Source organism: Paenibacillus alba (assembly GCF_013204855.1).
Classification (GTDB): Bacteria; Bacillota; Bacilli; order Paenibacillales; family NBRC-103111; genus Paenibacillus_E; species Paenibacillus_E alba.
This window is the reverse complement of sequence record NZ_JABMKZ010000012.1, coordinates 18,043-39,777: the sequence shown is the minus strand read 5'-3', so window position 1 is coordinate 39,777 and position 21,735 is coordinate 18,043. Positions and strand designations below refer to the sequence as shown.

Annotated in this window: 20 protein-coding genes; 12 read left to right on the top strand and 8 right to left on the bottom strand. The window is 47.3% G+C overall.

Annotation, left to right across the window (positions count from 1 at the left end; translation table 11 throughout):
- Positions 1-139 precede the first annotated feature (139 nt).
- The 3 genes from HQN90_RS16660 to HQN90_RS16650 all read left to right on the top strand — a co-directional run bounded on the left by HQN90_RS16660 (position 140) and on the right by HQN90_RS16650 (position 3,430).
- Positions 140-1,177 (top strand): copper amine oxidase N-terminal domain-containing protein, encoded by a 1,038-nt coding sequence (locus HQN90_RS16660; RefSeq protein WP_173220676.1) that lies wholly within the window; start codon positions 140-142, stop codon positions 1,175-1,177.
- Between the two features lie 139 nt (positions 1,178-1,316).
- Positions 1,317-2,705, top strand: a complete 1,389-nt coding sequence (gene thrC / locus HQN90_RS16655) for a threonine synthase (RefSeq protein ID WP_173220674.1) — start codon at positions 1,317-1,319, stop codon at positions 2,703-2,705.
- A 218-nt stretch (positions 2,706-2,923) separates the two neighbouring features.
- Positions 2,924-3,430 carry a hypothetical protein gene (locus HQN90_RS16650; RefSeq protein ID WP_173220896.1) on the top strand — a complete coding sequence of 169 codons (507 nt, stop codon included), beginning with the start codon at positions 2,924-2,926 and terminating at the stop codon, positions 3,428-3,430.
- Between the two features lie 562 nt (positions 3,431-3,992).
- On the opposite strand, the gene HQN90_RS16645 is transcribed toward HQN90_RS16650, so the two are convergent.
- Together HQN90_RS16645 and rlmN are read right to left on the bottom strand one after the other, a co-directional pair.
- The gene (locus HQN90_RS16645) at positions 3,993-4,604 is read right to left on the bottom strand and encodes a DNA-3-methyladenine glycosylase (protein WP_173220672.1); all 612 of its coding nucleotides are present in this window, start codon (positions 4,602-4,604) and stop codon (positions 3,993-3,995) included.
- Positions 4,605-4,761: 157 nt separating this feature from the next.
- The gene (gene rlmN, locus HQN90_RS16640) at positions 4,762-5,859 is read right to left on the bottom strand and encodes a dual-specificity RNA methyltransferase RlmN (protein ID WP_173220670.1); all 1,098 of its coding nucleotides are present in this window, start codon (positions 5,857-5,859) and stop codon (positions 4,762-4,764) included.
- Positions 5,860-6,107: 248 nt separating this feature from the next.
- Between rlmN and HQN90_RS16635 the strand changes: the two genes are divergently transcribed.
- A complete protein-coding gene (locus HQN90_RS16635) occupies positions 6,108-6,527 on the top strand; it encodes a hypothetical protein (RefSeq protein WP_173220668.1) in 420 nt (139 codons plus the stop codon).
- Positions 6,528-6,603: 76 nt separating this feature from the next.
- Here HQN90_RS16635 and pdxR read toward each other — a convergent pair whose 3' ends face one another.
- Complete coding sequence (gene pdxR, locus HQN90_RS16630; protein ID WP_173220666.1) at positions 6,604-8,037, bottom strand: MocR-like pyridoxine biosynthesis transcription factor PdxR; 1,434 nt, start codon at positions 8,035-8,037, stop codon at positions 6,604-6,606.
- 144 nt (positions 8,038-8,181) lie between these two features.
- Here pdxR and HQN90_RS16625 point away from each other — a divergent pair, with 144 nt between their 5' ends.
- On the top strand, positions 8,182-9,069 hold the full coding sequence (locus HQN90_RS16625; protein ID WP_173220664.1) for an arylamine N-acetyltransferase family protein: 888 nt from the start codon (positions 8,182-8,184) through the stop codon (positions 9,067-9,069).
- A 66-nt stretch (positions 9,070-9,135) separates the two neighbouring features.
- Here HQN90_RS16625 and HQN90_RS16620 read toward each other — a convergent pair whose 3' ends face one another.
- Entirely contained in the window at positions 9,136-9,459 is a 324-nt protein-coding gene (locus tag HQN90_RS16620) for a hypothetical protein (RefSeq protein WP_079415553.1), read from the bottom strand.
- A gap of 180 nt (positions 9,460-9,639) precedes the next feature.
- A complete protein-coding gene (locus tag HQN90_RS16615; protein WP_173220662.1) occupies positions 9,640-10,689 on the bottom strand; it encodes an NAD(P)/FAD-dependent oxidoreductase in 1,050 nt (349 codons plus the stop codon).
- Between the two features lie 62 nt (positions 10,690-10,751).
- Between HQN90_RS16615 and HQN90_RS39955 the strand changes: the two genes are divergently transcribed.
- From HQN90_RS39955 to HQN90_RS16590, 5 genes are read left to right on the top strand one after another with little or no spacing between them, the layout of a single operon-like run.
- On the top strand, positions 10,752-10,862 hold the full coding sequence (locus tag HQN90_RS39955; protein WP_173220894.1) for a hypothetical protein: 111 nt from the start codon (positions 10,752-10,754) through the stop codon (positions 10,860-10,862).
- A 1-nt stretch (position 10,863) separates the two neighbouring features.
- A complete protein-coding gene (locus HQN90_RS16605; RefSeq protein ID WP_173220660.1) occupies positions 10,864-11,709 on the top strand; it encodes an ABC transporter ATP-binding protein in 846 nt (281 codons plus the stop codon).
- Positions 11,660-12,616, top strand: a complete 957-nt coding sequence (locus tag HQN90_RS16600; RefSeq protein ID WP_173220658.1) for an iron-hydroxamate ABC transporter substrate-binding protein — start codon at positions 11,660-11,662, stop codon at positions 12,614-12,616. Before HQN90_RS16605 ends, HQN90_RS16600 begins: the two co-directional genes overlap by 50 nt.
- Positions 12,617-12,637: 21 nt before the next feature.
- On the top strand, positions 12,638-13,636 hold the full coding sequence (locus HQN90_RS16595) for a FecCD family ABC transporter permease (RefSeq protein ID WP_173220656.1): 999 nt from the start codon (positions 12,638-12,640) through the stop codon (positions 13,634-13,636).
- Positions 13,633-14,640 (top strand): FecCD family ABC transporter permease, encoded by a 1,008-nt coding sequence (locus HQN90_RS16590; RefSeq protein WP_173220654.1) that lies wholly within the window; start codon positions 13,633-13,635, stop codon positions 14,638-14,640. Before HQN90_RS16595 ends, HQN90_RS16590 begins: the two co-directional genes overlap by 4 nt.
- Positions 14,641-15,238: 598 nt before the next feature.
- On the opposite strand, the gene HQN90_RS16585 is transcribed toward HQN90_RS16590, so the two are convergent.
- Both HQN90_RS16585 and HQN90_RS16580 read right to left on the bottom strand, forming a co-directional pair.
- Complete coding sequence (locus HQN90_RS16585) at positions 15,239-17,710, bottom strand: cadherin-like beta sandwich domain-containing protein (protein WP_173220652.1); 2,472 nt, start codon at positions 17,708-17,710, stop codon at positions 15,239-15,241.
- A 122-nt stretch (positions 17,711-17,832) separates the two neighbouring features.
- Positions 17,833-18,717, bottom strand: a complete 885-nt coding sequence (locus tag HQN90_RS16580) for a LysR family transcriptional regulator (protein WP_173220650.1) — start codon at positions 18,715-18,717, stop codon at positions 17,833-17,835.
- Between the two features lie 120 nt (positions 18,718-18,837).
- Between HQN90_RS16580 and HQN90_RS16575 the strand changes: the two genes are divergently transcribed.
- Positions 18,838-19,578, top strand: a complete 741-nt coding sequence (locus HQN90_RS16575; RefSeq protein ID WP_173220648.1) for an SDR family NAD(P)-dependent oxidoreductase — start codon at positions 18,838-18,840, stop codon at positions 19,576-19,578.
- Between the two features lie 415 nt (positions 19,579-19,993).
- On the opposite strand, the gene HQN90_RS16570 is transcribed toward HQN90_RS16575, so the two are convergent.
- The gene (locus tag HQN90_RS16570) at positions 19,994-20,383 is read right to left on the bottom strand and encodes a winged helix-turn-helix transcriptional regulator (protein WP_173220646.1); all 390 of its coding nucleotides are present in this window, start codon (positions 20,381-20,383) and stop codon (positions 19,994-19,996) included.
- 146 nt (positions 20,384-20,529) lie between these two features.
- On the opposite strand from HQN90_RS16570, the gene HQN90_RS16565 reads away from it, so the two are divergent.
- Entirely contained in the window at positions 20,530-21,720 is a 1,191-nt protein-coding gene (locus HQN90_RS16565; protein WP_173220643.1) for an MFS transporter, read from the top strand.
- The last annotated feature ends 15 nt before the right edge of the window (positions 21,721-21,735 follow it).

Genomic DNA, 21,735 nt, shown 5'->3' with positions numbered 1-21,735 from the left:
GTTTTAATTAAACTTTCCGCGGCTGCTGCTCCTCATCACCAAGGATTCCCTTTTATGAAAAACTGCAACTTTCTGCAATCATCTCTCGTTAGAGACGATAGACAAACACACAACTTACATACAGGAAGGAATTACAACTATGAAAACTACCATGAAAAAGACGCTAGCCGTTCTCTCCTTATCCGCTATGATGACAACAGGAGCTGCTTACGCAGCAACGAATGAAACCGCACAAACCACTTCTATTATGCCGGTCAATGCCACAGCGTCCTCCTCGGTCTCTGTCCAAGTGAATGGCGGAGCTATAGCTGAACATGGTTACTTAAAAACTGCGGCAGATGAGCCTATGCTCCCTCTTCGCGCGGTGACAGAAGGCTTGGGCTTCACACTGACTTGGAACCAAGAGACGATGTCCGTTGATTTGAATAAAGGCAATGTGTTTACAACCGTTAAAACGGGCGAAGACCGCTATACGATTAATAAAATGCTCACAACGCTAGGTGCGGCGCCAGAGCTAGTGGATAGCAAATTATATGTCCCAGCTTCCTTTGTCAGCAAAGTGCTGCATGGTTCAGTGACAACAGAAGGGACTAAAGTATCCGTCGCCATGAAAGATGATCAGAAGAAAGTGCAAGCAACTGGCGTCATCACTTCGATTCGCATCTCTGGAGACAATGCAGCCATTCAAATCCAAGGCATCAACACCGAGGGCATCGTGCTTAATGTAAGCAAAGAAACCGAATATCAAATGCTGGATGGCACTAAGCTTAGTCTTTCCGATCTTCATATCGGTTTAACCGTGTCCGCAGAGCATGCGATGTTCGCAACCCTCAGCTTGCCTCCGCAAACGCCTGCTTCCAAGCTGACGGTTCTGGATACGGCTAAACACGCAGGTACTATTGGAACCTCAGGTACGGTTGAAGAAGTGCGTACAGATGACAAAGGCAACACCAGTATTCGGGTTAAGGGCGCAGGATTAACGGAAACTGCACCTAGTGAAGTGGTTCTTCAGCTGAGCAGCGACACAACCATCGTTGACAAGAACGGGGATAAAGTGGACAAAGCCGCACTCGTGAAGGGCGCTAATGTTATCGGTTTTTACGGTCCTGCCTTGACGAAAAGCCTGCCTCCAATCGGCAACGCGTGGAAAGTCATTGTAGCCGCTAAAGAAGAATAGGTCTTAGAGAAGAGAAACCTTCCACGCTTCGGCTGGGAGGTTTCTTTGTTTTTCTTCGTGCATGTTGGCGTATCGCACTGTCCAAATGGACTGATTTTTGATACAATAACTGAAAATTCATTCGAATAAGGGGACTCATATGGAATACTTTAGCACACGTGGAAAAGTAGAACCCCTCGGCTTTATCGACGCTATCCTGATGGGATTGGCGAACGACGGCGGTTTGCTTGTACCTAAGAATATCCCGCAGCTCTCCAAGGAGACCTTGCAGAAGTGGCAGAACCTCTCCTACTCGGAGCTTGCACTTGAAATCTTCTCCTTGTACGTGAACAACGAAATCCCGCGCGATGAGCTGAAACAGCTTGTTGACGATAGCTACGCGACGTTCCGCGACGAAGCGGTAACGCCTGTGAAGCGACTAAACGACGGTACTTATGTACTCGAATTGTTCCACGGCCCTACGTTCGCTTTCAAAGATATTGCTTTGCAATTCTTAGGCAACCTCTATGCGTATGTATCTCGCAAAACGAATTCCATCATCCACATCCTAGGGGCAACCTCCGGCGATACCGGCGCTTCGGCCATTGAAGGCGTGCGCGGCAAAGAAGGCATTCGCATCTGTATCCTTCATCCGCACCAGAAGGTAAGCCAAGTGCAAGAACTGCAAATGACAACAGTTGACGATGCCAACGTGTTGAATCTTTCCGTGGAAGGCACTTTCGATGACTGCCAGCGCATCATCAAAGAGCTTTTTGCCGATGTAGAGTTCAAGCATCGCTACCACCTGCGTGCCATTAACTCGATTAATATCGCGCGCATTTTGGCCCAAACGGTGTATTACTTCTACGCCTACTTCCAATTGGCGAAAAACAAGGAAGCCGAGAAGGTCAACTTCAGCGTGCCAACAGGGAATTTCGGTGATATTTTCGCCGGTTATCTGGCCCAGAAGATGGGTCTTCCTATTCATAAGCTCATTCTTGCTACGAATGAAAACAATATTCTTGAGCGTTTCGTCCAAGAAGGTGTCTACCAACCAGGCGCGTTCCGCGGCACCTACAGCCCATCCATGGATATTCAAGTGGCCAGCAATTTCGAGCGCTACTTGTTCTACCTCTACGGTGAAGATGCCGAAGCAGTGACTGCGATCATGGAGCAGTTCAAAGCCGAGGGCCGCGTCGTTATTCCTGCCGACAAGCTGCAAGTTGTGCAGTCTGACTTTGCCGCCTATGGCGTGAAGAACGAAGAGTGTCTGGATACGATCAGCGACTACTATGAGAAATATGCGTATCTGCTCGATCCGCATACGGCTTGCGGCGTCGCCGCTGCCGACCAAATCGTGGCAGACGGCGAAGTGACAGTCGCGTTATCGACGGCGCATCCGGCGAAATTCGATGAGTCCATCCGTTTACGCAACATTAAACAAACGTACCCGCCGCAGATTCAGGCTTTGTTCGATAAGCCCCAATTCCAAACAGTGGTTGGCGGCACGAATGATGAGATCAAGGATCAGCTCGTGAAGTTCTTCTAAAATAGCGAAAGCCTCTAAGACACGATGGGTCTTGGAGGCTTTTTTTATTCTTCGGACATAAAATCAACAAGCACGATTACTCCACTCTCCTACATGAAAAATCAGTCTTCCGACCGATATCCTTTCTCCCTTGAGTAGGAAGACAGGTGAAACGCACCATGCTATCCTTAGGATAATGGATTACGCGAAAATATGATTAGGAGTTGGATATGTTGAATTTGAGTCGCAGCGCCTTTCTAGGCCCAATCTTGATTCTATTAGGGATTTTTATGTTTCTAAAAGGGGACGTTTCTTTCTCTACCGGAACGATCTTCGAGTATTTCTGGCCAACCTTGTTCGTCATTCCCGTCGGCATCTTTTTTCATTGGATGTATTTCTTCATCCTGCAGCGCAGAGGCGTAGGGCTGTTGGTCCCTGGCGGGATCGTGCTAACGGCGGGTATCGTTTGCCAAATCTCTACGTTGTTCGACATCTGGCATCTCATGTGGCCTGGATTCATGCTCGCCGTCGCCATCGGACTCTTCGAATTGTATTGGTTCGGCGGCCGCAATAGATGGCTGCTCATTCCGATTAACATTCTAGCTGTTATGTCGTTGTTATTCTTCGCCATTTTCTCCATCGGCTCCATTTTCGGCACTTTGTTCCACAACCAGTCCATCATTGCCATCGTGCTCATAATCGCAGGCGGGTTGATGATGATTATGCGCAATCGCCAATCCTATTAGGATTTAAGCAATAGCCGCTGCTATGAAGTTGAAGTCACACATCTGCAAATAAGAAAAGGAGCCTCATGACGAGATCATGGGGCTCCTGCTATTTATACCTTAACGACAAATTGTAAAGCGCTTGACTAGCTGTTTCTGAATATTCTACTAAAGCCAGCTTACTGTTTGCTGATGAGCAGTTGGTCCTTGGTTCATGATACTCGTTGCAGGAGGGAAATACAGTCCGCTATTTGTGCGAAAATGGGTCATTCCGCTTGCCTAGCGGAACTACAGGGACTTATATCTCCCTTTTCTGCGCTTTTCCCGGTGAAACCGATGAAATAGCGGAACACAGTTCCGTCTGAGGTGCAAAAGAGGCGATTATGGCACAAATAAGGGAACGTAGTTCCCTCCCTCTGAGTCGCTGGGGAAACGTGGTTCCGAGATTCCGGGGAATCGGGGGTCGAATTTGCGGGTTGCGGGTTGCGGTTGCGGTTGCGGTTGCGGTTGCGGATTCCGGGTTACGGTTACGGGTTACGGGTTACGGGTTACGGGTTACGGGTTACGGGTTACGGGTTACGGGTTACGGGTTACGGGTCATCATCCCTTGTCTCGACACGAATGGGTTGCCCTCTACCCAGAACCGCCAAGGGTACGCCTTGGCTTCTCCGCTATTCTCGATGCCGATTCTCGGTCCGGCAGCAATCGTTCCAGCGGCCCTTCCTTCGGCGATGTACAGCGGCTGCTCGCAGAGCAGCGTTCCGTAATCCGCCATCGTAATGCCCATCGCCTTCGTCAGCTTGCCTGGGCCGTTGGTAAGCTCCTTCAGCTTCTTGTCCTTGCCACGGCGCTCCAACATGCTCTCCACGCCCACGCTGGGCTCGACAGCCCTTATCAGCACCGCTTCGGGGCAGCCAGCCTCCCCGCTTACGACATTCACGAGGCAATGCGTGTGCATCGCATACGTATACGCGTAGCCCGGAGGACCGAACATCACTTCCGTTCGCGGCGTTCTGCGATGACCGAAGCTGTGTGCCGCCCGGTCCCCTGGCCCGATGTAAGCTTCCGTTTCAACGATCCAACCCGATGCAATGCCGCTGGGTGTTTCCTTCACGAGCAGCATGCCGAGCAGCGATCGGGCCAATTCAAGTGTGGGCTTCCTGAAAAAAGAAGCCTCCACGGGTTGATATAACACAACCAAACACCTCCGGTTTCGTTGGGAAAACCTCTATCGAGGCCATAACGGCCGCGTTTAGAGATAGGTTTTATCGACAGTGGTGAAAAAAGAACCCAATCAGCGCGCTGATGGGTCCCCTATCTCGTCTTGCCAGCATTCCTTCAACCACAATCAATCAACCAACCACAGCTTGCTCCTGCCCAAGGTTATCCCCTGTGGATTGTTTAATCTGCTTGCTGCGCAGTTGTCCACAAGCGGCATCAATGTCCGTTCCATGCTCAAGGCGAACGCTGCAGCTGATGCCTTGCTTTTTCAACGTGTCATAGAAAGCGCGCACGGATTCCCGCTCACTACGTTGGTATTGACTGTGTTCATCCACTGGGTTGTAAGGAATTAAATTCACATTGGCCAGCTGCCGGATATGCTGAATGAGCTCGGCGAGCTGAAGCGCGTGCTCTTTCCCGTCGTTGACATCCTTCAGCAGAATATATTCGAGTGTAATTCTCCGGTTCGTTTTGTCCAAATAATACTCGATCGCCTTCATCAGCTTCTCGATCGGAATCGCTTTGTTGATTTTCATGATCCGTGTACGAAGCTCGTTCGTCGGAGCATGCAAGGAAATCGCTAAATTTACCTTCAAATCCGAGTCGGCAAATTCAATAATTTTATCAGCGAGACCGCTGGTTGATACCGTAATATGACGTGCCGCGATATCGAGTCCTTTTTGATCCTTCACAACGCGGATGAAATCCACCATGTTTTTGAAATTGTCGAATGGTTCACCAATGCCCATGACGACGATGTGACTGACGTGTTCGTTCTCGCCTTTTTTGTCCAAATGAAACTGAACCTTCATAATTTGTTCCACGATTTCGGCGCTGGTCAAATCACGGCTTTTGGCCAATAGCCCGCTTGCGCAGAAGCTACAGCCGATATTGCAGCCGACCTGCGTCGTCACACACACGGACAATCCATATTTATGTCGCATCAACACGGTCTCGATCAAATTGCCATCATGCAGCTTGAACAGAAATTTAATCGTGCCATCTGCTGATTCTTGTTTCAAATGCTCGGTCAAGGTTTCGGTGACGAAGTGAGCCTCCAACGTATTCAGGCAGTCTTGCTTCACCTCTGTCATTGCTGCGAAATTCGTGACCCGCTTCCGATATAAACCGTCCCATACTTGCAGTGCGCGGGATTTTTTATGTCCATGTTCGGCCAGCGATGCGGCCAGCTGATCAAACGTTAATCCATAGATGGATTGTTTATTCATTGGTTTTCCTCTTTTCAAGACTTTCACGTTCAGTCCTATTCTACTAAGCAGCCGAAGCATACCATCTGTTTATTATTGTGCCAAAAATCAGTCGCGAAAACAAGGGCAGTTCGCTGCCAACTCCTGCTTCCCTAACTCCTTCTCATTTTACCATCAAGATTGTGAAAAATACGCTCATCTACTAATCTATCAATCCAAACGATCCGCACGTTTATCACATAGGATAAAGAAAAAGGAAGTGAATACACATGGCATCCCAAACACAAAAAACACCCGTGTATTTCAACAAAAAAGTGACCTATTTAAATAAACGCCGCTTCATTTCTGCACACATGCCTTTCACAACAGCCTCGTGGCATATCTTTGCCCATCAGACAAAAGGTATTCTGATCACGAATGTCGCTCGCAGCGGGCTTGTAACCGGAACGGTATTCGGGAATCCTCTTCGCGGTTGGTATGATAAACATTCCGGCAAAATCGTATTTCGGCAATTGGTAAAAGGGGACCTAAGCGCTGGAGCGAGTCATCCGCTCTATCAAGGCCAACTTCAAGAATCGCTTGCAAATAACAGTTTCACTATAAAAGGAAGCTTTATGCCCGTTAGCGGCGATTCCTCTGCGGGGCTCACAACCTGCCAATGGTCGGCTGATGCAATTATCTTATTATAGATTTATATAAAAGACACCTCCAAGATCCAAACTCTTGAGGTGTCTTCTTTATTCTCTCTTTATGCACAGTGATGGTTCATTCCTCGGACAAGCACGACCAAGCCCTTTTTAACCGCAGCAAGCCGCTTTCCATCTCCGCTTCACTAATCCCGCCAAATCCTAAGTAAACCTTGGGATCGCCCGCTGCCTCCGCATTCTGATCCATCCATGCGCCGCGCATATCGTAGATGCGAACGCCATGGTCTGCAGCCATTTGAACTAATTGCTCGGGCTTAAGCTTTGTTTTGACACTAATCTGAATATGAAGCCCTGCGCTGTGTCCTGTAATTTCTACCTCATCGGCAAAATAGGCGCTTATCTTTTCCATCAATATGCTATGCTTCTTCCGGTACGTATTGCGCATGCGCCGAATATGACGAAACCAATGTCCCTGCTCGATAAAAGACTGCATCGCCCACTGCTCGATACGCGAGGGACTGGACAAGAGAGCTTGCAGGCTCTCCATCTTGCGAATTAATGTCACCGGCAGCACCATATAGTTCATTCGCAAGGCTGGCGTAAAAGCTTTGGAAAACGTCCCGATATAAATGACTCTGCCCTGATGATCCAGACTTTGCAGCGAAGGAATAGGCTTGCTGAAATAACGGAACTCACCGTCATAATCGTCTTCTATGATATAAGCCTTCCTTGCACTTGCCCAGTTGAGCAATTGTGCTCGTTCGGCGTATGGAATTACGCTGCCCGTAGGAAACTGATGGGAAGGCGTGACATAGACCAATTGAGCGGAGCTCCTCTCGAGCTCATCTATCGAAAGCCCCTTATTTCCAATGGAAATCGGAGTGATTGCGAATCCACTTATACCGAAGTGATCCCGAACCTTGGGGAAACCCGGCTCCTCCATCGCTATATGCGGATACCCGGCAAGCAGTTTGGTCAGAATGCTCATGCTGTAAGAGATCCCCGAGCCGATAATGATCTGTTCCGGCGAGCAGACCACCCCTCGTGCTTGTCTGATATAATCAGCGATTACAGTTCGGAAGGCATATTCTCCTTGAGTGTCGCCATATTGGCACAGGAGCTCCGCAGAGTTTTCCAGTGCTTCGTTCAACATCTTTCTCCAGATGCGGAAAGGAAAAGTTTGAACATCCAAGCTCGTAGGGTTGAAGTCAATGACATGCGGCGCAGATGATGTTCGTTGGCTCAATGGCCGCAGGGCTGCATCTATATGGTGGGTTATAGGACCTTGCATCAGGGCATGCTCAGGCTTGAACGCATTGATCGCATACAAGCCGGAACGCGGTTTGCTGACAACGTATCCCTCAGACGACAACATTTGATACGCTGTTTCAATGGGCGTTTTACTAATATGCAGCTGCGTTTGCAGCGTTCGGACAGAAGGCATACGCGCGCCATTCAGAATGGCTCCGCTTCGAATTTGCTGGCGAATTTGCGTATACAGTTGTAGATATAGGGGATCTTGGCTTTGCTCGGACAGCCATATTTCGAACATACACATCCTCCTATCTGTCCTCTGAGAAAATTAAAAACTGACCATTTATAAGCGGTCAGTTTTATTATAAAGTTTACGTATAGCCCAAACAATATTCACAGGATCGAAATCGAAAGTCGCTTGCTATTCAGACAAACGAGGTGAATGCAGACCATGTTAACCAAATCCGAAATTCAAAGTTATTTAAACCGACTAGGCGTGAAAGATATCGAACTTCCGACCAAAGACTACTTATTCGAGCTGCATAAAGCTCATGTCGAGAAGATTCCTTGGCAGACTCTGGATACTTTTGCAGGAAAGCCTGTGGGAATCGACTTCAAGGATTCCATCCAACTGATGCTTACTGGGCGCAGCGGTTACTGCTTTCACCTGAATGGCGCTTTCCTCACCTTGCTTCGTTCCTTGGGATACCGTGTCACCATGCACCGCGCTGGTGTACAGCCTCTCGGCGAAGAACCGAGAATTAACTCCTTCCACCTCGGTCTAACCGTGAACCTCGCGGCGGATCAAGAGGACGAAGATCGCTGGATCATTGATGCCGGACTTGGCGATATGCCTTATGAGCCGATTCCTCTAAGGCACGGAAGCTATGAGCAATCGTCTTTCCTATATAAGCTAGTAGAATCTCCCGTTGCTTCACACGGTTGGCGGCTGGAGCATGATGCCCTCGGTCCCTATGCAGGCGTAGATTACGCCCCTGAAGTGGTTGACGATATCGGCCTATTTAAGCCACAACATGCGCATTACTCCCTATCGCCTGAATCCCCATGGAGACGTATCTTCCTCCTTCGACAACGACATGCGACCGGAAGCAACGAGCTTCGGGGCTGCGTATGGGTGAAGCGTGAGCTTCAGCAGGTGGAAAAGGTCGAGCTTCCAACCAAGTCGCAATGGCTTGAGGTGCTTGCGGACGTATTCGGCGAACATCTCGTCCATTACAGCAGCATTGAGCGGGATGAGCTGTGGCATAGAATCTATGAGGAGCACGAGGACTGGATGAAACGCCAAGATAGCCTTACAGCAGCGAATTAAACATATAAAAAGGATCCTCCTCTGCCGATAGATGGCTGCAGGAAGATCCTTTTTTGGATACTCACACTAACGAATTATTTTCTCAAAGGAAGGGATGCGTACCCGCTCGCTAGTTTCCTCAATCGGCGAATCCGACTCATGAAAGTAGCGGTTCAGATACATTTTCTTCAACTGAACATATAAGTTTGTACTTCGCAAGTAAGTAATGATTCTGCAAATCAGTTGCATATGCTTCGTGTCCTCAATGCCGGAGGAGATGTTGAACAAGGTATTCAAGCTTCCTATTCCTTGGTCCTTGTTGATGGTCCCGCTTTCCAAATCCTTCAAAACCCGTTCAATTTCACGGTCAATAAAAAAGACTGCCCCTATCTTGGTTCTATGATCTACCACTGACGGCACCTCCCAGACGATGTAACCAAATCGTACAACACCCGGCTTGTAATATCTGTCGAAGCAAGGGGTGTGAGATATACGTCTTTTTCAGGAAATACACGGGATCGTGTCACGTTTTGTAAAAGAGTAGACAAGAAGGACCTCCTTGACCGTCACTCCGTTCATTTCCCTGGAAAGCTAGGACATCATTTGCTTCACGAGTTCGCGGTTGCGCTTCTTGAAGACGTCGTTATGCGATGAAACCATGCCATACCCTTTGGCATCAGGCTGTATATATTGTTTGGCTTTATTGACGGCATTGGCAGCATCTTGGAACGCTCCGGCGATTAAATGTACTTTGCCTTCATAGTTCAGAATATCGCCAGCCGCATAAATGCCCGGAATCGAGGATTCGCTGGAGGCATTTCCTGCGATGTAATAATCATCTTTGATAGCGATGTCCACTTCACTGTTCTCCAGCAAGGTAGTGTCTCGTTCATAGCCATGATTAATGATCACTTCATCAACCGTTATATAGGAGGTTTCTCCCGTATCCGAATTTACCAGCTCCACACGCTCAATCGCTTCATGGTTGGCACCCGCGATCAGCTTGCTAATAGACGAGTTAAAGAAGCATTCCACCGAGCTCTCCATCAGCTGCCTAGCCTGTGCCTCATGACCGGCCAATCCGTCTTTGCGATACGTCAAATACACCTTCGAGGCAACAGGCTCCAGTTCGTTGGCCCAATCAATCGCCGAATTTCCTCCACCTGAAATAATGACGGTTTTACCTTTAAAATGCTCCAAGGACTTCACCGTATAGTTTAAATTCGAAACCTCGTAGCGCTCTGCACCTTCGATTTCCAATTTCTTAGGGTTCAAAATTCCTCCGCCCACGGCAACAATCACGGTTTTGGAATAGTGCTTCTGCCCTGACGATCCCAGCAATTCGAAAATGCCTTCTTCATTCCGTCTGATCGACTCGACCTTCTCATTAAGAACGACCTCAGGCTGGAACGTGAGGCCTTGCTCGACCAGCTTCTCAATCAGCTTCGCGCCTGGAAGTGGTGTATGACCACCGACATCCCAGATCATTTTCTCCGGATAAACATGGACTTTGCCACCCAATTGATCTTGATACTCAATAATCTTCGTTTTCATTTCTCGCAGTCCGCTATAAAAAGTGGAATAAAGTCCAGCCGGACCCCCTCCAATAACCGTCACATCAAATAATGCTGATTCATTCATTTTGTTCACTCCTTAGCTTTATATAATGAAACTGATTATCATTCTCACTTAAATATACGGTTATTTTTTTCAATTTACAACAAAAATCTGTTGACAACTCCTCTACGCTTGCCTTAAAGTGTTTGAGATGTGATAATGATTATCAGTATCACGATATAACGTGGAGGTGTTAACTTGGCTCGCCTATATATAAATGATCTCAACATTGGTTATGGAGAACGCCTGATTGTCAAAAATCTAAGCGTAGCTATTCCCGACCAGCAAATAACGACGATTATTGGGGCTAACGGCTGCGGTAAATCCACGCTTCTCAAAGCAACTACGCGCATTATTTCACATCAATCGGGGTCGATTGTATTAGATGGAGCGCTGATTTCCAAAGAAAATACGAAAGCACTAGCCAAGAAAATGGCTATTCTTCCTCAAGCTCCAGAAAGCGCAAGTGGATTAACAGTAGGCGAACTCGTCTCCTATGGCCGTTTTCCGTATCAATCCGGCTTAGGCCGTTTAACGAAAAAAGACTATGACGTTATCGAATGGGCCCTCGAAGTGACAGGCACGACAGAATTTAAATACCGTCCTGTTGATTTATTGTCCGGCGGCCAACGCCAGCGTGTTTGGATCGCTATGGCGCTTGCTCAAGAAACCGACATCATCTTTTTGGATGAGCCTACCACCTACTTGGATCTAGCTCATCAACTAGAGGTTCTCGAGCTGCTCCAAAGGCTCAATAGAGAACAAGGCCGCACGATCGTCATGGTGCTTCATGATTTGAATCAAGCCGCCCGCTTCGCGGACTATTTGATTGCGCTCAAAGACGGTGAAATCGTCAAAGCCGGCAACTGTGAAGAAGTGATGCAGCATGAAGTGCTTAAAGAAGTTTTTCAGATTGACGCTGAGATTGGGCGAGATCCTCGAACCAACAAACCGATGTGCGTGACGTACAATTTATTAAAAGGAGATTCCACCCATGAAAACGCTACTGCTCCCGTTCCTACTCTGCTTGGTGCTGGCTCTTAGCGCTTGTTCTTCCACTACACCTAAAGAATCGACTTCACCAGGAGCAACTGCTGCACCCGATGCCAAAGCGGGAACGAAAGCAGATAGCCTATCAGGGACGATCACTTATCAATCCGAAAATGGTCCCATTCAAGTTCCAGCCAACCCACAGCGTGTTATCGTTCTTTCATCCTTTGCGGGGAATGTAATGGCGCTTAAAGTAAATCTGGTTGGTGTAGATTCCTGGTCCAAAATAAATCCAAACTTCGAGAAAACATTAAAAGATGTGCAAGAAGTTTCCGATGAAAATTTGGAAAAAATCATTGAATTGAAGCCGGATCTGATCATCGGTCTTTCCAATGTCAAAAACGCCGATAAATTAAAACAAATCGCTCCAACGGTTACGTATACATACGGAAAAGTGGACTATTTGAAACAACAATTGGAAATCGGCAAGCTTTTGAATAAAGAAAAAGAAGCTGCGGCTTGGGTAGACGACTTCAAAAAACGTGCAGGGCAAGCAGGTACGGACATTAAAGCCAAAATCGGTGCTGACAAAACCATCTCGGTTATCGAAAGCTTTGACAAGCAGCTTTATGTCTTCGGCGACAATTGGGGCCGTGGCACGGAAATTCTTTATCAAGAAATGAAGCTGGCTATGCCGCAAAAGGTGAAAGAAATGGCTTTGAAAGAAGGCTACTATGCCTTGTCTGCGGAAGTGCTTCCTCAATACATGGGCGACTATGTCATTTTCAGCAAAAATCCGGATGCCGATAACAGCTTCCAAAAAACAGATACTTACAAAAACACGCCAGCGGCTAAAAACAATCATGTATACGAAGCCAATGCCAAAGAATTCTATTTCAATGATCCATTAACCTTAGAATTCCAGTTGAACTTCTTTATCAAGAACCTACTCGGTAAATAATACGGCAAGGAGCGTTCTTGAATGAACCATTCCATTTCATTTGTCTTTAAACTCATTGTCAGTATAATCGCATTCGTGGGCTGTTTTTTTGTAGCCATGGTATTCGGAGCAGCCGATACGACCGTCAAGGACGTCTGGCAGGCTCTAACCACTAACTTGACCGGAGATACGCTTACGATCATTCGCGAGCTGCGATTGCCTCGTGAAGTTGCAGCGATCTTCGTTGGAGCAGCTTTAGCCGTATCCGGCGCCATCATGCAGGGCATTACACGAAATCCCCTTGCTGACCCTGGCTTGCTTGGGCTGACTGCCGGTGCCAATGCAGCGCTGGCTTTCACCATAGCCTTTATGCCATCTACCAATTACTTTGGTATTATGATTGTTTGTTTCATTGGAGCGGCGATAGGTGCCGTGATGGTTTTTGGAATAGGCGCTATGAAAAAAGGCGGCTTCTCGCCTCTTCGCATCGTATTAGCGGGGGCTGCGGTATCCGCATTCTTATATGCGGTGGGTGAAGGAATCGGTATTTCCTTCAAAATCTCCAAAGAAGTGTCCATGTGGACGGCAGGCGGACTCGTGGGTACTTCTTGGGGGCAATTGCAAATTATTGTGCCTTTTATCATCGTCGGGACACTGATTGCCCTTTTCTTGTCCAGACAGCTGACTGTGCTCAGCTTAAGCGAGGAAGTGGCCGTCGGCCTTGGGCAGAAGACCTTTCAAATCAAAGCCACACTTTTTATCGTGATCATTTTACTTGCTGGCGCCTCCGTTGCCTTGGTTGGAAACATGGCCTTCATAGGCTTGATGATCCCTCACATTGTTCGGGCGATCGTTGGCACCGACTATCGTTTCATTATTCCGATGTCAGCGATTCTGGGCGCTGCCTTTATGCTCCTCGCGGATACGCTTGGACGCACAATCCATGCTCCTTATGAAACACCTGTGGCCGCGATTGTGGCCATGCTGGGGCTGCCTTTCTTCCTGTTTATCGTACGTAGAGGGGGCAAAGCATTGCCATGATACATCCGGCCGTTCTTAGAAAGCAAAGGCTGCTCATTCTTGGGGGCTTCGTGTTTATTATTCTCACCATCATTATCGGTATGGGGATGGGCTACTCTTCACTCTCGTATAACCGATTAATTCCAACTCTGCTTGGTCATGGAACGTTCAAAGAGGAGTTCGTCCTCTTCTCGATTCGCTTGCCGCGTATTGCGATAACCTTGCTGTCCGGCATGGCCCTGGCCTTATCGGGTTCAATCTTGCAAGGCATCACCCGCAATGACTTAGCAGATCCCGGCATTATTGGCATCAATGCGGGTGCTGGTGTTGCCGTTGCTGTATTCTTTCTTTATTTTCCAATCAAGACAGGCACCTTTGTCTATCTGCTTCCGCTAGTCGCATTCATTGGCGCTGTCCTTACGGCAGCATGCATTTATGTGCTTTCCTATAGCCGAAAAACAGGTCTTCAGCCCGTACGGTTGGTCCTTATCGGGGTTGGTTTTTCCTTGGCGCTATCAGGCATTATGATTGTCGTAATCTCCTCAGCCGAACGCTCCAAAGTGGATTTTATCGCCAAATGGCTGGCAGGGAATATATGGGGAGCCGACTGGCCTTTTGTATGGGCGCTGCTTCCATGGCTGATTATATTGATTCCTTTTACGCTGTATAAAGCGAATCGTTTGAACCTGCTCGGGCTGAACGAGCCTGTAGCTGTCGGCGTTGGCGTATCCGTTGAAAAAGAGCGCATTGTGCTGCTCTTGACCGCAGTCGCCCTTGCCGCTTCCGCGGTTTCCGTCACAGGCGGCATCAGCTTTATTGGCCTGATGGCCCCCCACATCGCCAAAGCTTTCGTGGGACCGAGAAACCAACTATTCATTCCGCTCGCTATTCTGATTGGCGGCTGGCTACTTCTGCTGGCAGATACCATTGGCCGCAATATTGTTGGACCTGATGGCATTCCCGCGGGGATTATGGTTGCCCTGATTGGAGCCCCATACTTTATGTATCTGCTGCTGAAAAAGTAAGTGAGTGAGACTTTCTAGTTGGCTCAGTTTAGGTCAACAAGACCCTTAAGAGACTTCATAGACTGGAAAAGGCGTCCGAATGGGCGCCTTTTTGCAGTTCATATGGGGGCTGGGTTCCCTTATAGGGAGAGCTTTTGCATCATACTTCGCAGGACATCAATATATTGGGGGAGCTGAGGGTCATGACCTGATCCCGCTACAATTGGAGCAGCAAGGTGGAGTAGCAAGGTAACTTCCTCCGCTGTGCGGTCTGCGGAGCAAAGCCCGCTGTCGATAATCGCCAGCTACTGAACCTCGTGGAAACTGGCAGTTGTTCTTCTCATTGGAGTTTGTCCAATGAAAACGTCCTTCAAAAAGCAGAGAGCTGGCTTTCATTGGAAATAATACAATGGAAATATCCAGTTTAAATCCATTAAACCTCCTAAATGCCTGCTTTTTAGATTATGCATTGGAGTTTATCCACTGAAATCTTCTTTCTGACTCTCAAAACTAGATTTCATTGGAATTAATCCAATGAAACCAGCTTTCACTTCATCCCCTTTTCTATCAATGTGAAAAAAGACCAGTTTAGGCATTTGCCTTCCGGTCTTTTATCGTTCTATATGCCGTGAATAAACATCGGGGCAATCAGATTCAGCAAAATTTGCACATCGTCTTGGTTGAACTGACCATCTTCGTTAAGATCATTTTTTCCGTAGGGTTCGTTCAAGTACGCTACAATTTCGTTGATGTGAATTCCGTTTCCGTCCGTATCCAATTGGTGCAGTCGATATTCCATCTGCTCTAGGGGTGTACCGTAGTCGATGGTCTTAGTTGCAGCCACATTACTTTGTCCCGCTATACTTGTCACCGCGCCTGCTTGGATCTTGAATTCCAGCTTATCCGTTGGCCTAGGCAGCTGGTTGAAGGATAAAATCACCTGAGAGGAGCCAGTGCTGTAGACGATCCCCGTAACAGTCAGCGGGGTTTCGGTCGTTGTATTGTAGACTGTGTAGTACGTCACATCCGTGACGGATTGCAGTAATGGCGCTGAGAAGTTAAGTGTGGCTTGTGCACCTATCATCTTAATTTCCAGCAGCTCCAAAGTAGTCGGATCACTATTTGGTTTGCGAACCGCGGTGATCTTATACTCCTTGATGTTGCTGGCTTCCTCGGCTGTGACTTCTACCTTAATCAAATTAACTCCAACTTGCAGCGGGATATCGATCCCTTCACCACTTGATAGTTGCCTAAACTCGCCATTATTAACATTTATACGGACACTAGCTCCTGCTGCTGTCTCTAATAACGTTGGCTTCACTCTTAAAGAGGATGTCGCATTGTCTACATCAGCCATCGTATAGTTCAGATTATCGCTGGAGAAGGACTGTTCAAAGCTGCCTGGGGATACCTCCAGACTTTTTAATCTAGCCTCCGTATTAGACTTACGATTTACTGTGATCGTATACGTCTTCTTAATACTGGCTTCCTCGGCTGTTACTTCTACCTTAATCAAATTAACTCCAACTTGCAGCGGGATATCGATCCCTTCACCACTTGATAGCGGCATATACTCGCCATTATTGACATTTATACGGACACTAGCTCCTGTTGCTGTCTCTAATAACGTTGGCTTCACTCTTAAAGAGGATGTCGCATTGGCTACATCAGCCATCGTATAGTTCAGATTATCGCTGGAGAAGGACTGTTCAAGGCTGCCTGGGGATACCTCCAGACTTTTTAATCTAGCCTCCGTATTAGACTTACGATTTACTGTGATCGTATACGTCTTCTTAATACTGGCTTCCTGAGCTTTGACTTCTACCTTAATCAAATTAACTCCGACTTGCAGCGGGATATCGATCCCTTCACCACTTGATAGTTGCCTAAACTCGTCATTATTAACATTTATACGGACACTAGCTCCTGCTGCTGTCTCTAATAACGTTGGCTTCACTCTTAAAGAGGATGTCGCGTTGTCTACATCAGCCATCGTATAATTCAGATTATCGCTGGAGAAGAGCTGTTCAAGGCTGCCTGGGGATACGGCCAGACTTTTTAAGCCGGCTTCCTTATTTGCTTGACGATTTACTGTAATCGTATACGTCTTCTTAATACTTGCTTCCTCGGCTGTGACTTCTACCTTAATCAAATTAACTCCGACTTGCAGCGGGATATCTGTCCCTTCACCACTTGATAGCCGCTTAAACTCGCCATTATTAACATTTATACGGACACTGGCTCCTGCTGCTGCATCTGGTAACGTTGGCGTCACTCTTAAAGCGGATGTCGCATTGTCTAGATCAGCCATCGTATAGTTCAGATTATCGTTGGAGAAAGGCTGTTCAAAGCTGCCTGGGGATACCTCCAGACTGCTTAATCTGGCCTCCGTATTCAGTTGACGAGTAACTGTGATCGTATATGTCATCTCCACAGCCAAGTTACTAGATTTGGTTTTAACCGTAATCGTGTTGTTTCCCACGTTCAAAGGGATTTGGCCAGATGCTGTACCATTACTTGCAGCATCTCCGTTAATCGTGAAGGAGGCTGCCGGATCAGTCAGCACACCCGTCAACGAGATACTGCTCGTTGCATAAGGTACGCTTGCTGAATACGTATACTTATTCGCTTGAAAGGCTGGGCTTATAGTTGTTCCGTTCACATATAAATCTGCCAAACTAGCGTCATCAACTTGCGGATAATAAACATGGATCTTATACGTTTTGGTCGTTGTTAAATCTTTTGACGTTACTTTAATTTGAAATGTATTATTCCCGCGATTCGTTGGAAGAAACCCTGTTGAAACATTGTCAGAGATCGATACCCAACTACTTTCACTATTCATGGAGTATTCCATCTTTGTACCCGGGTTTAAAGGTATTGCAGCCGTATAATATCCTGAAACAGAACTGCTCATTCTTACTGTATACTCCGTTACGGAAGGCGAAAAATCTGGTGACAAAGCCCCCGCTTCTTGATAAATACTTCTCAAATCTGCATTTGAGTCATCGTTCGCCTGAGCATTCCAGGGAAAAACAATCATTACTACAATTATCGTCAAACTAAAAAACAACCATTTTGCTATTCTCACAATTCCCCTCCTGTAGTTCTCGATTCCTCGTCGAAAAATGCTATTATTTGTCTATTATTATATCATATGTGCTCAAAATAGAATTGATAAATTTAACAGTTTTATAGATACCTTTGTGTGTGTTACCCTGTCGAAAGCTCTTGTTTCAGGGCTTGATATAGCTTCAACGAAGCCTGCGAGAGCGGATATTCCGACGGCTGGGAGAGAATGCCGAAGGTCATGTCAATCAGATCGCCGCTCAATGTCCGAACCGTCGTTCCCGCGAGAACTGGTCTCAGTGTAATTTCCGGTACAAGCGCAATACCGAGCCCGCTTTCTACATAAAATTGCAAAGCCGTCATGCTGCCAATTTCCATTGTATCTAACGGATGGCTTCCTGTTTCCTGCAGCACCCTCTCCAGCTTTCTGCGGTAAGGACAGGTTGCGGCCGTTATCAGCAGCCGATGCCCTCGAAGATGCTCCGGTGTGATGAGCGGTTGTTGCGCAAGCTCATGGTTTTCGGGCATCAAGACCACAAATGATTCTTTAAATAACGGCTCAAAATAAAGCTCCAAGCTCCAATCAGGTGCAGAACAAAGCGCCAAATCAATTTCTCCTCTATGCAGCCGCTCAGCCAAGGTCGGTGTATTGCCAATCTCCACTGAGATCCGAATCTTCGGATACTCGGACAGAAAGCTGCCCAGAATAGCAGGCAAGCGATAACTCGCCGTGGGCTCCGTCACCCCTAAGCGAATATCCCCGGCATCGCCCATTTGCAGATCGGATAAATTGGTTTGCAATTGATCCATATGCTTAACGATTTGCAGGCTTTGTTCGTGGAACAGCCGGCCCGCTTCGGTAAGGCGGAATTTTTTGCCGCGCTCAATCAGCAGAATACCTAATTCGGCTTCCAGCTTTTGCATTTGCATGGTCACTGTCGATTGTACATAATTCATTTCCTCCGCCGCGCGGATAAAACTGCCGTATTTTACAATGGTCTGGAACGTTTTTAATGTTTTAAAATCCATCCGATCCCCATCTCTTCATTCAAATATTTTGAACATGATCATCAATTCATTCAATTATACAAATTACAATGAGCCCTTTACAATGATTTGTATACGAAACCGCAAAGGAGTTGACTGATCATGCATTTGGCTAATAAGGTAGCCCTTGTTACAGGCGGAGGTACAGGAATTGGCCGAGCAACCTGCTTGGCACTGGCAGAACGAGGGGTCGCGGTAGCCGTTAACTATTCGCGCTCTCAAGATGAGGCGGAAGAAACTGTGCAAATGATTAGCAAGCGAGGCGGCCAAGCAATGGCCATTCAAGCCGATGTTTCGCAAGACGCGCAGGTTAGGGAGATGGCCGCTTCCGTCGTCCAGCGCTTCGGGACCATCGACTTGCTTGTGAATAACGCCAGTATCACGCGGCACATTCCCTTCGATGATCTGGAGGCCGCAACCGAGGAGGTGTGGGATGAACTTTTTGATGTGAATGTAAAAGGGATGTATTTCTGCGCGCGAGCTGTTGCTCCTTTCATGAAAAAGAACCAGCAAGGCGCGATCGTGAATCTCGGCAGCATCGCAGGTCAGACGGGACTTGGCTCGTCGCTTCCCTATGCGGTATCCAAAGCCGCTGTTCACGGTTTGACGAAGTCGCTGGCCCGCGCTTTGGCACCGGATATACGCGTCAACTGCGTGGTACCGGGGGCTGTCTCTACAAGATGGTGGACCGGCCGGGAAGAACAGATGAAGAAGTTAGCGCCTAATCTTCTCTTACAACGTATTTCCACACCTGAAGACATCTCTGCTTTTATTTGTGCAGCCTTGGAGCAGGAAGCAATGACGGGGCAGATGATTACCGTGGACAGCGGTCAAACGCTGTGACAATCGGCCTTTTCGTCAGATAAAAGTAGCCATGTGCGGCGAATGCTACACCACTTAGGCATCGTCCACCGCTGCCGATTATGAAAAGCCTGCATAAGTGCAGGCTTTTGCGATCAAATCGCGTGAAAATAACAGAAAGCCTGCGATTATGCAGGCTTTTCAAGCTTTTTCATCCTAAAATCGAATAATAGTTTCAAAAAGATGCATAATCGCAGGCTTTTCATCATTTCCGTTAATTCCAAGGCCAAAAGGATGCATATTTGCAGGAATTATCCCGAAATATACGTACCGAACCTGACTCTGAAGCAAGCTGCCCAGCTTAGGCATAATCAAGCCCCGCCAATATCGGGATGACGAAGGGATGACGAAAGCTGTCCTCAAGTAGACTCATCTACTCTTAGGACAGCCCTGTTCATTACTCTATACTGACAAGCTCAGCTTCTCTAGGATTCAATTCATTTTCTTCTAATACAGCGAATTTATCCCCATATTCTTTGATAATATGTCTTTCCCCCCAAGCGCACAGGGAATCCAGAATGGACTTCAGACTGCCGCCGTATTCGCTGAGCTCATATTCCACTTTGGGCGGAACTTGATTATAGCTAATCCGATTTACAATCCCATCTTGTTCTAGCTCTCTCAGCTGCTGGGTCAACATTTTTTGCGTAATCCCGGGCATAATACGTTTTAAATCACTGGTACGCCTTTTGCCATGCGTCAAATGGCAGAGGATCACACACTTCCATTTCCCGCCGATCACTTCGAGTGTGGCTTCCACGGAAATATTATATTTCTTTTTCGTCATGAGTTTCCCTCCCCTATGAAGAACTTTCGCTAGTACATTACTTTTTGGTACCTATAGCACTAAAAAGTGCGTACTGTTCATGAACATATGAATAGTTCATAATAACATTTGCCGGCCGGTAATTCCACACAATGGGGGTAACGCAAATGTTATTAGATCAAAAAAGAAGCACACTAGCACTCCTTGCGTTAGCCATCAGCGCATTTGCCATCGGGACAACAGAGTTCATTAGTGTAGGGCTGCTGCCTCTTATTGCTGATGACTTACAAATATCTGTAACAACCGCAGGACTAACGGTTACTTTATATGCGCTGGGCGTCATGTTCGGCGCGCCGATTCTGACCTCGATGACTTCTCGGGTCTCGCGCAAAACTTTACTGTTCTGGATTATGCTCATTTTCATCGCAGGGAACAGCCTTGCTGCCGCTTCACACGGGATTGTCCTACTGCTGGTGGCGCGTATCATTTCCTCGCTGTCCCACGGCGTATTCATGTCGATTGGGTCCACCATCGCGGCGGATATTGTGCCTGAGAACCGCAGAGCCAGCGCGATTGCGATTATGTTCTCCGGACTCACCGTGGCTACTGTGACTGGAGTTCCTCTTGGAACTTTGATCGGCCAACAATTCGGGTGGAGAATGGCTTTTATTTTAATCATAGCTATCGGTATTCTGGCTCTAATAGCCAATATGATATTGGTGCCGTCCAGCTTGCAAAAAGGGGTCAGAACGCCATTTCGCGATCAGCTTAAATTAATTACCAACGGACGCCTGCTGCTTGCTTTTTCCATTACGGCCATTGGGTACGGGGGAACCTTTGTTGTCTTTACTTATTTATCCCCGTTACTTCACGACATAACCGGATTCAAGGAAAAAACAGTTGCCATCATTCTTCTCGTCTACGGAATCGCCATTGCCATTGGCAATATTATTGGCGGGAAAGCAGCAAATCGCAACCCAATCAAAGCTTTATTCTACATGTTTGCTCTGCAAGCTATCGTGCTGTTCGTCTTAACATTTACAGCACCGTTCAAAATAGCGGGATTAATCACCATTTTGTTAATGGGCCTGTTAGCCTTTATGAACGTTCCCGGCTTGCAAGTGTATGTCGTGATGCTGGCTGAACGCTTCGCACCCAAAGCCAAAGACGTCGCTTCGGCCTTCAACATCGCCGCATTTAACGCAGGTATTGCTCTTGGAGCCTACCTGGGCGGTATAGTCACAGACTCCATCGGACTTATTCATACAGCATGGGTGGGCGCTTTAATGGTTCTTTTGGCCGTTATTTTGTCCGGCTGGGCGCGTATTTTAGAGAAAAAAGAGAAATCTACCGTATAACATTCTAAGGAGGAT